We start from the raw sequence: 11,944 nt of genomic DNA, 5'->3' as shown, positions 1-11,944 counted from the left end.
GGAGTGGTTGACTGTGGAATTTCAATACAAAGAATTAGGAAATGATGTTTATGCCTATCAATATGTCCAAGATGGTGAAAGACTTGGTGAAATTACGTGGACTTTACTTGGAGATGTCATGGTGATGGACCACACATACGTTTCAGATAAACTACGAGGGCAAGGTATAGCAAAGAAATTATTAGATACTGCAGTAGCCTACGCTCGTGAAAAAGAATTAAAGATGGAAGCTGTATGCTCATACGTTGTGGCAGCTTTTAATAAATCAAACGAATATGACGATGTAAAAGCTTAATAAATGTAAAAGGCAATCCGCTTATTTAAGAAAAGTGGATTGCCTTTTACATTTGTAATGTTAAATAAAGAAAACTAAAATACCGGTTAATACGGATGCACCTGCCAATGTGTATAAGAAATCAGACTGATTAAAGATTAACTTTTTCTCCATCCTATTCCTTCCTTTCTGTAGTAAGTGTTAGTATTTAAGTACCCCCTAAAACAACTATTAAACAAGTTTATTTCATTTTGTATAGGGTAAAAGTAAAAAAAGATGAAACTTTTAGTAAGGTTGAACGTAAAATTACTATATAAAACATTAATGGAGGTATACATATGTCTCGTACAGGAGAAAAGGTTTTAGGTATTATAAGTGCAATTTTTACACTTCTAGCAATTATATTGATGGCGATAATTGTAACTACTGGAAGTGCAGCCATACAGGATGAGGCATTTAATACGGAGTTTGAGCAACAAATATTAAATGATCCAACTTTAACTGGCCAGGATGCCGAAGCAATTGCGCAATTGGTGGATATACTTCCAAGTGTGTTTGGTGTATTTGGTTGGGGATTTGTTGTTGCCCTTGTAATTAGTCTTATACTAAATATTGTAGGGATTGTTTCTATATCCAAAAATAAAAATCCAAAATTAGCAGGTATTATGTTTATACTAGCTGGACTGTTTGCGGGGATCATATCGTTAACATCGATATTATTATACATCGCAGCAATTATGTGCTTCGTCCGTAAGCCGCCAGTTCAATTCGCTGAGCAAGAATACTACAATCCAGATCAAACGGTATAAAGATAAAACACCGACTTACTCAGTAAGTCGGTGTTTTTAATAAATACACATATTTAGCCGTGGATAGAGGATGACCTTCAAAGTATTCGTCAAATTCTTCCAAGCATTCAAAACCGAAACGTTCATAAAATGCACGCGCTCCATCATTTTTGCTTTCTACATAGACGAATAACTGACGTCCCGTTGGCATCTCGTTCAAGCCGGCCTGTAGTAGTTTTTTGCCGTAGCCTATTTGCTGATACTCTGGAAGTACATAGATAGCGGTTAGCTCGGCATCTCCATCTTCATCTACATACGTAAAATTAGCAAATCCAATTGGCTTTCCTTCAAACTCTGCAAGTAAAAAAATAGTTTTTTCCATTCTTTTGGCTAACATCGTATTTGAATAAGCCTTTTTTAGAAAAAGCTCTTGTATATTGTCTGGAATAATTCCTTTATATGTGCTGTTCCAACTGATCTTTGCGATTTGTTGAACAGTTGCTAGATCATTTAACGTGATCGCCCTAATCATTTGAGTCACCTCTAAATTCTTTTTGTTATCATAACAAAAATAATATCAATCTTCTACTATTGTGTGATAATAAAAATGAAAGGTGGGTTTTTTATGGAATGGAATTTACAAAAATTTAATGAAATGGACGTATATCAATTGTACGAAATACTCAAGCTACGCGTGGATGTTTTTGTTGTAGAACAAAATTGCGCTTACCCTGAATTGGATACTTATGATTATAATTCTTTGCATTTATTTGCTTGCGAAGAAAATGAGATAATTGCCTATTGCCGAATACTTCCACCTGGTGAAAAATATGAGGAATGCTCTATTGGTAGAGTAATTGTGAAAGAAAAATTCCGCGGGACTGGTGTTGCAAGACAACTTATGATAAAAGCTTTAGAAGAAGCAGAACGCACTTATCAAATAGAATCGATTCAACTATGTGCTCAAAGTCATTTGAAAAACTTCTACAGTTCCTTTGACTTTCATGCTAGCTCGGATGAATTTGATGAAGATGGAATTCCTCATGTTTATATGGTTAGAAATAAAAAAGTGTAAGTTTTGAAATAAAGGGTAAGTAATAAGTAGAACATAAATAATTAGGAGGTACATATCATGGCTAAAGGAAAAAATAACACATTACTACTAGCAGGAATTGCTGCGGGAGCCTATGCATATTTTAGTAAAAAAGAAAATCGTGATAAAGCGATAGTTGCATTTAATAATACAAAAGCAAAGGTTAACTCATTTATAGATGCACAAAAACATAATCGCTCCGATTTAACTGTTGCTGGGCACCCAGATCCGCACAATACTCCCGATAGCAAGATGGTAGACGAAGGCGCAATGACAAGTGTTCAATATTATAATGATGAAGTGCAAAATAAGGACAAGAAAACTCCAGAATATAATGAAGTGAGTTCTTAATAGAAAGGGTCTCCAGCATGGGGACCCTCAATTTTTTTTATCTTTTAGTATAGATAATACTGATAAACATATTAACAATCCACCCGTCAATAGAAATCCGCCGTTTGCAGTAAGTTGCAGTAGTCCAGTAACACTAGAACCAACTACCACGCCTATTGAAAAAAAGGCGTAAAAATATCCGTATGCCTTTCCCCGATAAGTAGGTTCTGTTGAGTCAATTAGCAACGAATTTATAGAGGGGAATAGAAATGCAAATCCTACTCCATATAAACTCATTCCCACGTATAGCAGTTGTAATGTGTCAATCTGTCCGAGTAAAAGCATGCTTATCCCCATTAATCCCATCCCAAAATCGAGTGTTTTAATAGGTTTAACTTTATCAAATAGTCGATTAATAGGTAATATGAAGACTAAAATTGCCACAAAGCCAAAAGTACTCAGTAATAGTCCGCTTGTTTTTGAATCATACCCTAGATACAGTACTTTTAAAGGGAGCATATAGGCGAGTACGCCCTGTGAAAACATCAAGAAAAAGGCACCTGCAAATGCTTTTACCAAACCACTTTCTGCAAAAATGTCTCTTACTGTTACAGAAGCATTTTCCTTCGTTTTTTTGTGAATGGAAACTGTACTTAATAAGAAAACTGATAAAATACTAAGAATAAGCATAATAGAACCTGTGATACTTAAGACAAATACTTCATCTTTTTTACTAGCCATAATTCCACTAAAAGCAGGACCTAAAATCGCAGCTAGTCCTACAAATGCTCCTGATAATGCAACACTTTTTCCACGCTTTTCAGCAGAGGTTTGATTCGCAGAATACGTAAAAGCTGCAGGAACGATAAGACCTGCAAGCAGTCCATGGATAAAGCGGACAATTAATAGACCGATTGGGTCTGATACCCCTTGGTACATAAAGAGGGAAATACTCGTAGCAAATAAACCAATGATTAATATAGAAAAAGGACCTTTTTTATCGGTTAAAAAACCTGAGATGATGTTTCCGATTGTATTTGAGAATGAATACATTCCTACAACCAAGCCCGTTAAGAATGGGGTAGCACCTAAAGATTTAGCGTAAGGACTCATTATAGGTAGCTGTGCAAATAAATCAAAAAAAGAAAAAAAGACAATTATATATATAAATACCCGCAAGTATATTCCTCATTTCTATTTCAGCTTCTACTCTAGTTTAGCACTTTTTTATTATGTAATCTGTTTCATAATAGGTAAATAGGGTATTAGGGAAATAAAAATTACAAATAAAGGAGGTAAATAGATTGAAAAAAGCAATGGTTATATTTAATCCTTCATCTGGGAAGGAAGAAGCCGAAACATATAAAGAAAGGGCTCTTACAGTTCTCGATGCACTTGGATATCAAATAGTTGAAAAGGAAACAGAAAAAAAAGATGATGCTATTACGTTTGCCAAACAAGCTTGTGAAGAGAAAATGGAGTTCCTCGTAGCTATGGGTGGAGATGGGACGATAAATGAAGTTATAAACGGACTAGCCAATCAATCATATCGACCTCTATTTTCAATAGTGCCTCTTGGAACAGTAAATGACTTCGCACGAGCATTAGGAATCCCTTTAGAGCCAGAGATTGCAATCGAGGCATTAAAGATGACCAATACAGAGTTTGTAGATATAGCTCAAATTGGTAATAAATATTTTGGAAATATCGTTGCAATCGGTGAGATTGCAAGTAGAGTTGCGAACACTTCCGTTGAGAAAAAAACGAAACTAGGTTCATTAGCATATTTAATTGAAGGTGCAAAAGTAGTTATTTCTAACGAAGAGGTGGGTTTCACTATTCAACATGACCATGGGACCTGGACTGGAACATCGATGCTCGTTTTAGTTGGCTTAACAAATTCAGTAGGTGGATTTGAAAAAATGATGACAAATGCCGAAATCAACGATGGACTTCTTCATGTGTATATTTTTAAAAAATCTGGTATTGCTAACCTCGTTCGAATGGGTACAAAAATTTTATTGGGCACATTAAAAGAGGATGATGGAGTGGAGGTCATTACGACTAAAAAGGTTTACATGGAGTCTGATCGACCATTATTTTGTAACGTTGACGGGGATGAAGGTGTATGTACACCATTTGAAATTAAGGTACTACCAAAGCACTTAAAATTATTAATTCCAAATAATAGCTAAATTATCATCATAAATGTTTCCATTTTCCAACAAAGTGTTATAAAATGATTCTACGTACCCAATAAAGAACGATACCAAAAGTACTATAAAAAAAGAAAGATGAGGTCCTTATGCAATACTCACAAAAGATTTTTTTAGAAAGCTTTTCCAAAGCGTATACAAAAGAAATAAGCGTAATTAACAGCATTGAAGGTTTGAGTTTGTTTTTAGATTTAGAAAAAAAATTATTTCTTCATATGTATGCTTTCGAGCTTGAGGAAGCTAAAAAAGTATTAAGAGAAATCATAGACTTAATTATTATTAGAGCTGAGAAGTTAATGATTATGTATGTCAAAAATTACTACATACAATTAGTTGCTGTGATGGCAAGGAAATTACAAGAAAGCCAAGTTCCCTCTGATAAGGTAATGGCTTTTAATATCGCTAGTGTCAACGTTATAGAAACAAAAATGAGCGATGCACAGTTTCTTCAATGTGCAGATGAATTAGTAGAGTTTTTTGTATTGGTCATTACAGAAAGAAAAAAACCGTCCTTTGGTCATCAAACAGTGAACAAAGTTATCTTATTTATAAATGATGAAATTGAAACAAATTTAACTGTGGAAGATATTGCTAAGTGTTTTAATATTAGTACAAGTCATTTATCTCGAATTTTTCGGGAACATACAGGGGTAACTCTAGTAGAATATTTAAATATTCGTAAGGTAGAGGAGTGCCAGTATTATCTAAGACATACGAACAAAGGGATTTCCGATATTTCTGATTCATTTCACTTTTGCAATCAAAGCTATTTCACTCGTATATTCAAAAAGTATACAGGTCTAACACCGAAGCAGTTTAGGGATCATCATGAATACCCTAATTTCAAATATAATTTTCCAAATGAAAGCAGAGCTATATAAGTATTGCTATGTTTATATTTGATAAATAGCTTCATAGAAGGTATACTCGTTATAGTTTGAAAAATGAAGGTGAATGAATGAAAAAGAAGATTAGTTTGCTTTCTATTCTTGTCTTTGCAGCAGTTGTTCTAAGCGGATGTTCAGGAGTAGAGAATAAAGAAGGTACTTTTTATAATATTTTTGTTCGACCTTTTGATTTTTTACTTCATTTCTTTGGAGAAATATTCAATGGTAGTTATGGACTTGCTATCATAGCAATTACATTAATTATTCGATTTGCTTTAATGCCTTTGATGCTTAAAAACTATAAGAATCAACAAGGTATGAAAGAAAAAATGGATAAATTGAAACCAGAAATGGATGAGATTCAAAAGAAATTAAAAGCTACAAAGTCAAAAGAAGAACAAATGGCTTTACAACAAGAAATGATGGGATTATATCGTAAGCATAATGTAAACCCTTTGAATATGGGTTGCTTACCAATGCTTATTCAAATGCCAATCGTCATGGGATTATATTTTGCAATCCTGCACTCAACAGATGTGAAAACACATCCCTTTTTATGGTTTAACTTAGGTTCTCCGGATATTGCGATGACGCTTATTGCAGGTGTGGTTTATTTTGTTCAAGCAAAAGTTTCATTATGGACTGTACCAGAGCAACAAAAGCAACAAATGAAAATGATGATTTATATTTCTCCTATCATGATTATGTTCATCTCGTTCAGCTCTATGGCTGCATTACCATTGTACTGGGCTGTCGGTGGGATTATCTTAATCTTCCAAACATACTTAGGGCGTAAATTTTATTCAAATCATCCAGAAAAAGCAGAAGAATCTGTATAACGAAAACGTTTGTCAACAGTCTAAAACGAAGCTTTTTATAGCTTCGTTTTTTCTATGAGAGGTGTAGTTTAAAAGTGAATAAGAATTGGATCATTGGAATCTTAATTGCAGCGGCTTCCATTGCCTCTTTAATATTTATTATAGTAGGGAATTTAAACATGGCAGTCCTCTTTATGACTGCTATATTTGCTTTAAGTAATGGTTACCGAGCGGTCAGCTTTAAGGAAAAAGGTTTTGAACGGGAAGCAAAATGGATGAAGGGAATGTCTATTTTATTTATCGTATTATTTTTCGTCGTTCTAGGAATGGTTTTAATATAACTTTTGTTCATGGGTTGTCCACAAAGACAACCCATTTTCTCATCCAGTTTTAGAAGAAAAATGTTAAAATGATAGTATCGTTATTGGAAAGAAGGAAGACAATGCATTCTCGACAAAGTTTATTTAAAAAGAAAAAACAAAAAAAATGGCCATATATTGTCTCGGGTACAATTTTGGGATTGTTAGTTACAGCCATTGTCACTTGGATTGGAATAAATGATTGGAATATAAACGAAAGTCTTGCATCTTTAGGTCTGACGAATAAAACAGAAGAGATGACTACAGAGGAAAAAGAAAAAGACATGATAGATGAGCAAGAAGCAGAGGAACCGACGAAAGAAGAGCAGGTAGTAGAACCACCAGTTGTCGAAGAGCCTGAAGTCGATATGTCAGGAGCAAATGGATACATAGGTCATGAAACGTTACCAACGGAACCGACATACTTCCAAGGAGTACTCATTGCAAGTAAAAAGTATCCACTACCTTCAACATTTGACCCTGGAGAAAGTAAGGATGCAAGAGCAGCATTTGAAGAAATGGCTGCCGAAGCAAAACTTTCTGGTTTTGACCTCGTTGCATTTAGTACATATCGTTCATTTGAATATCAAACTACACTTTATCAGAGATATGTGAGTAATGATGGGCAAGAAGAGGCGGATCGCTATAGCGCACGTCCAGGATACTCCGAACATCAAACTGGTCTTGCTTTTGATATAGGAGAACAACATTTTGAGCAACATTTTGCGCGTGAAAGCTTTGGAGAAACTGAGGCTGGAAAATGGGTTGCTGCCAATGCACATAACTATGGTTTTATCATGCGTTATCCAAAGGAAAAAGAAAAAATTACCGGATATATGTACGAGCCATGGCACTTCCGCTATGTTGGTAAGCAACTAGCGGGCGAGATTTATGAAGCAGGCACTACGCTAGAAGAATATTTGGATATATAAAAAGTCAGCGTCCTCATTAAGGGACGCTGACTTTTCTAGTTATAGGATTGGGGATAATAATCGTGCTAGAGATTCTTTAAACTTAATCATACGAGTTCTTTCCTCATATAGTTCCATAGTCAATGGAGTAGATAACTTCATATCCTCCTCGAATAGCTCTGCAAGCGCATGAGAAGTTTCGCGGTCATAGATAAAAGCATTAACTTCAAAGTTTAACTTAAAGCTTCGGACATCAATATTTGCTGTTCCTACAGTAGAGGCTTCATCATCAATGACAATCATTTTTGTATGAAGGAATCCATTTTCATAAATATATACTTTTGCTCCGGCTTTTATTAATTCTCCTACATAAGAATAGGTAGCCCAATAAACGAATATATGATCTGGTTTGTTTGGAATCATTATCCGAACATCGATACCAGATAGACAAGCAATACGAAGTGTATCCATAAAGCTCGCATCTGGAATGAAGTATGGTGATTGAATGTAAATATACTTTTTCGCCATCATTAGAAGCTTTAAATATCCGTTTTTTATCTGCTCCCATTCGGAATCAGGTCCACTGGAAACAATTTGCAATCCAACTGAGCCTTTCATCGGGATAGCTGGGAAAAATACATCGGAATATTCAATATCATGTTCGGCGGATGCTTGGTTCCAATCAAGTATAAATCGGGTTTGAAGTGGATGTACTGCACTTCCTTCTATCCTTAGATGTGTATCACGCCAATAACCAAATCGTTTATTTAATCCTAAATATTCATCCCCTACATTAAATCCTCCGATATAACCAATTCGACCATCAATAACGACAATTTTTCGGTGGTTACGATAATTCATACGTGGATTAATAAGAGGTAGGATAGAAGGGAAAAATGCTTCTACACGGCCACCTAATTCTATTAACTCTTTAAATTGCCTTTTCCGCAAAGAGCGTGAACCTGTGTCATCATATAAAATTCGAACTTTTACTCCTTGCTTCGCTTTATCTAATAGTACTTGGTAAATCTCTTGACCAAGATTGTCTAGACGAAAAATATAATACTGAATGTGAATATGATCCTTTGCATTTTCTAAATCCTGCAAAAGTGCCTGGAATTTTTTTCGTCCGTCATTAAAAATATCTACTTTGTTATCTTGAGTTAGTACCGCTTGGTTATTGTGTAAATGCATAATAATTAACTCTTTATAATGCATGGCATCATCCAAACGAAAATCAAACGAATCATCCTCAATCGCTTCCATTTGAAATTCTATTAATTTATCGATACCAATTTTGTTTTTACCTTCCCAACGAAATAAATGCTTTTTACGCAACTTTCTTCCAAATAATAAATAAATACCGAAACCTACAATAGGTACAAAGAATAAAACCAAGATCCAAGCCCAAGTAGAGGAAGCATCTCTTCGTTCCAAAAATATTAATGCAATTGCAAAGAAAATATTTAAAATAATTGTCCCTGTCACTATTAAACTAATAATGCTAGCCGCCACAGTTTCACCTCCTTCTATTTTATTTTTTTTGGAAGTTAGTTTTAGTATATCCGATTTAGGGGAAAGAATGAAGAAACTAGGTATTATGTGGTAGAAAGTATAACCTACTTGACCTATTGGAATAAAAGTATTATTCTATGTTAGGTGAAAAAATGGAGGTAATGAAATGGACATATTGTTTATCATTCTTAATATAGCTGCCTTACTGTTGTTCGTGGGTGTTCTAATAGTAATGCAAAAGAAACATGTATCATTTTCTAAACGCGTATTTACAGCGTTAGGTTTAGGTATAGCTTTAGGATTAGCATTAAATCTAATTTACGGTGTAACATCTGAAGTGTTAGCTAAATCCGTAGATTGGTATAACTTGATAGGAACTGGCTATGTGAAGTTACTTCAAATGATAGTAATGCCACTAGTATTTATTTCTATTCTAGGCGCTTTTACGAAGTTGACGATTGGGAAAAACTTTGGGAAGATGGCTGCAATTATTTTAAGTATTTTAATTGGAACTACTGCTATAGCAGCACTAATAGGAATTGGTTCTGCAGCAATCTTTGATTTAAATGCAGATCAGATTGTGCAAGGTGAAGCAGAATCTGTACGCGCAGAGGACTATGAAGCACGTTCTGCTGAAGTAGGAGATAAAACACTTCCTCAGCAAATGCTTGATTTACTTCCAGCTAATCCATTTTTAGATTTCACGGGTGCGCGTGATACATCTACAATTGCGGTTGTAATATTTGCAGCATTTTTAGGCTTTGCCTACTTGAGAGTAGCTCGAAAAGATGGTGAAACTGCTGCTACGATTAAAAAAGGAATAGACGCTGTGTACTCGCTTGTTATGAGTGTAGTGACACTTGTTCTTCGATTGACTCCATATGGTATCCTGGCAATTATGGCTAGAACCGTTGCGACATCTGATTTTGCAGCAATATATAATTTAGGTAAATTTGTGGTAGCATCCTATGTAGCATTAGCTATTATGTTTGCAATCCACTTAATTATCATTTCACTTTCAGGTTTAAATCCTATAACGTATGTGAAAAAAGCAGCAGAGCCACTCATTTTTGCATTTACATCACGTTCAAGTGCAGGTACTTTACCTATTAATATTAATACACAAACAAATAAACTAGGCGTATCTGAAGGTATTGCAAATTTCTCTGGTTCCTTTGGATTGTCCATTGGGCAAAACGGTTGTGCGGGTGTATATCCTGCCATGCTAGCATTTATGATTGCTCCATCTCAAGGTATTAATCCTTTAGATCCGATGTTTATTCTTACTGTAGTTGCCGTAGTGGCTATTAGTTCTTTTGGAGTTGCAGGTGTAGGTGGTGGAGCGACGTTTGCCGCGATACTTGTACTTTCTGCTCTGAATTTACCAGTTGCATTAGCTGGTTTACTCGTTTCAGTAGAGCCATTAATTGATATGGCACGTACAGCTGTAAACGTGAGTGGATCAATGACTGCAGGTGTTACAACTGCGAAAGTAACCGGTGAATTAGATAAAGACGTTTATAATGCACCATTAGAAACACAAACAGTAGAATAACAAAATTACAAAAAAAGCTGTCCTTTATCGGACAGCTTTTTTGTATGCGCTCAAATAAAATCTATGCTCTTAACATAAACTTTACTTGTGGTTTTTTAATATTACAAAAGAATTTTGGTATAATTGTACTAAATACCAACTTTAATCCAGGTCTAAATCTCGACTGACTGGAGTTAAAACCTCCGGCGTATGTCTCAGATTTTCAATCTAAACGAGAACGGATATACGCCAATGTGAATTTAATTGATAAAGGGGATGGAGCCGTGTTACAAGCAATAAATCTTCATAAAAAGTTTAAGACAAAGGAAGTGGTTCGCCAAGTAAATATGCAGCTAGAAGCAGGAGAATCTATTGGACTTCTCGGGCCGAACGGGGCAGGAAAATCAACAACTATTTCCATGCTTTCTTCTTTAGTAATGCCAACAAGTGGTGAAGTACTTTGGAATTCAGAATCGATCAATAAAAATCCCGAGTCGCTTCGCAAAACATTGGGGGTAGTTCCTCAGGAAATTGCTTTATACCCTGAGCTATCGGCAAGAGAAAACCTAGCTTTTTTCGGTAGAATCTATGGTTTAAAAGGTTCACTATTGACCGAACGTGTAGAAGAAATATTACAGAAAATTGGATTAACTGATCGAAAAAATGACATTGTTAAAACATTTTCTGGTGGTATGAAACGTCGCCTTAATATTGGAGCTGCACTTTTACATAATCCATCTATTTTAATTATGGATGAACCAACCGTAGGGATTGACCCACAGTCAAGAGCGTATATTTTAGATACTGTTAAACAGCTTGTTGAGGAAGGAATGACCTTATTATATACAAGTCACTATATGGAGGAAGTTGAGCTCCTTTGTGACAAAATTTATATTATGGACCAAGGTGAGATTATTGCTTTCGGTACAAAAGAGCAGTTAAAATCACTAGTTTCTGATAATCAAACGATTGAATTAAAGGGACATTTACTTTCAAAAGAGTTTGGGGAGGTACTGAAGAAACAATTTCCTGCTGCCAGTGTTCGTCATGAAGAAGATATTCTGCTATTATCCATGCCTAAAAAGGAAGAGCCACTTGCTAGCATTTTCGCAATAGCTGCAGAAAATGATGTGACAATCACTTCGGCCATCATTAAAATACCTTCTCTTGAAGATGTATTCCTACATTTAACAGGAAAAGCATTAAGAGACTAGGGGGA

14 protein-coding genes are annotated in these 11,944 nt (G+C 35.2%); 11 read left to right on the top strand and 3 right to left on the bottom strand.

Annotation, left to right across the window (positions count from 1 at the left end; translation table 11 throughout):
- Window positions 1-13 precede the first annotated feature (13 nt).
- Both AN959_RS11520 and AN959_RS11515 read left to right on the top strand, forming a co-directional pair.
- Entirely contained in the window at window positions 14-295 is a 282-nt protein-coding gene (locus tag AN959_RS11520) for a GNAT family N-acetyltransferase (RefSeq protein WP_053591642.1), read from the top strand.
- 317 nt (window positions 296-612) lie between these two features.
- On the top strand, window positions 613-1,083 hold the full coding sequence (locus tag AN959_RS11515) for a DUF4064 domain-containing protein (RefSeq protein ID WP_056830910.1): 471 nt from the start codon (window positions 613-615) through the stop codon (window positions 1,081-1,083).
- A gap of 19 nt (window positions 1,084-1,102) precedes the next feature.
- Here AN959_RS11515 and AN959_RS11510 read toward each other — a convergent pair whose 3' ends face one another.
- Window positions 1,103-1,594 (bottom strand): GNAT family N-acetyltransferase, encoded by a 492-nt coding sequence (locus tag AN959_RS11510; RefSeq protein WP_053591644.1) that lies wholly within the window; start codon window positions 1,592-1,594, stop codon window positions 1,103-1,105.
- A 93-nt stretch (window positions 1,595-1,687) separates the two neighbouring features.
- On the opposite strand from AN959_RS11510, the gene AN959_RS11505 reads away from it, so the two are divergent.
- Together AN959_RS11505 and AN959_RS11500 are read left to right on the top strand one after the other, a co-directional pair.
- A complete protein-coding gene (locus AN959_RS11505) occupies window positions 1,688-2,137 on the top strand; it encodes a GNAT family N-acetyltransferase (protein ID WP_056830908.1) in 450 nt (149 codons plus the stop codon).
- 57 nt (window positions 2,138-2,194) lie between these two features.
- Window positions 2,195-2,506 (top strand): hypothetical protein, encoded by a 312-nt coding sequence (locus tag AN959_RS11500; protein ID WP_056830906.1) that lies wholly within the window; start codon window positions 2,195-2,197, stop codon window positions 2,504-2,506.
- Between the two features lie 27 nt (window positions 2,507-2,533).
- Here AN959_RS11500 and AN959_RS11495 read toward each other — a convergent pair whose 3' ends face one another.
- Window positions 2,534-3,664, bottom strand: coding sequence for an MFS transporter (locus AN959_RS11495; RefSeq protein ID WP_056830904.1), 1,131 nt, complete (start codon window positions 3,662-3,664; stop codon window positions 2,534-2,536).
- A gap of 125 nt (window positions 3,665-3,789) precedes the next feature.
- Here AN959_RS11495 and AN959_RS11490 point away from each other — a divergent pair, with 125 nt between their 5' ends.
- The 5 genes from AN959_RS11490 to AN959_RS11470 all read left to right on the top strand — a co-directional run bounded on the left by AN959_RS11490 (window position 3,790) and on the right by AN959_RS11470 (window position 7,697).
- Window positions 3,790-4,680, top strand: coding sequence for a diacylglycerol kinase family protein (locus AN959_RS11490; RefSeq protein WP_056830902.1), 891 nt, complete (start codon window positions 3,790-3,792; stop codon window positions 4,678-4,680).
- A 110-nt stretch (window positions 4,681-4,790) separates the two neighbouring features.
- Window positions 4,791-5,582: a helix-turn-helix transcriptional regulator gene (locus tag AN959_RS11485; protein ID WP_053591649.1), complete on the top strand. Its 792-nt coding sequence runs from the start codon at window positions 4,791-4,793 to the stop codon at window positions 5,580-5,582.
- 77 nt (window positions 5,583-5,659) lie between these two features.
- Window positions 5,660-6,427 (top strand): membrane protein insertase YidC, encoded by a 768-nt coding sequence (gene yidC, locus AN959_RS11480; protein ID WP_053591650.1) that lies wholly within the window; start codon window positions 5,660-5,662, stop codon window positions 6,425-6,427.
- 74 nt (window positions 6,428-6,501) lie between these two features.
- Window positions 6,502-6,747 (top strand): hypothetical protein, encoded by a 246-nt coding sequence (locus tag AN959_RS11475; protein ID WP_056830900.1) that lies wholly within the window; start codon window positions 6,502-6,504, stop codon window positions 6,745-6,747.
- A gap of 101 nt (window positions 6,748-6,848) precedes the next feature.
- On the top strand, window positions 6,849-7,697 hold the full coding sequence (locus tag AN959_RS11470; protein WP_056830898.1) for a D-alanyl-D-alanine carboxypeptidase family protein: 849 nt from the start codon (window positions 6,849-6,851) through the stop codon (window positions 7,695-7,697).
- A gap of 39 nt (window positions 7,698-7,736) precedes the next feature.
- Here AN959_RS11470 and cls read toward each other — a convergent pair whose 3' ends face one another.
- A complete protein-coding gene (gene cls / locus AN959_RS11465; RefSeq protein ID WP_053591653.1) occupies window positions 7,737-9,191 on the bottom strand; it encodes a cardiolipin synthase in 1,455 nt (484 codons plus the stop codon).
- Window positions 9,192-9,357: 166 nt separating this feature from the next.
- Between cls and AN959_RS11460 the strand changes: the two genes are divergently transcribed.
- The gene (locus AN959_RS11460; RefSeq protein ID WP_056830897.1) at window positions 9,358-10,746 is read left to right on the top strand and encodes an L-cystine transporter; all 1,389 of its coding nucleotides are present in this window, start codon (window positions 9,358-9,360) and stop codon (window positions 10,744-10,746) included.
- Between the two features lie 263 nt (window positions 10,747-11,009).
- On the top strand, window positions 11,010-11,939 hold the full coding sequence (locus AN959_RS11455; protein WP_056830894.1) for an ABC transporter ATP-binding protein: 930 nt from the start codon (window positions 11,010-11,012) through the stop codon (window positions 11,937-11,939).
- The last annotated feature ends 5 nt before the right edge of the window (window positions 11,940-11,944 follow it).

The sequence above is a fragment of the Psychrobacillus sp. FJAT-21963 genome (assembly GCF_001420585.1).
Classification (GTDB): Bacteria; Bacillota; Bacilli; order Bacillales_A; family Planococcaceae; genus Psychrobacillus.
Note: the sequence above shows the minus strand (reverse complement) of the source record. Positions and strands in the feature narration are given on the sequence as shown.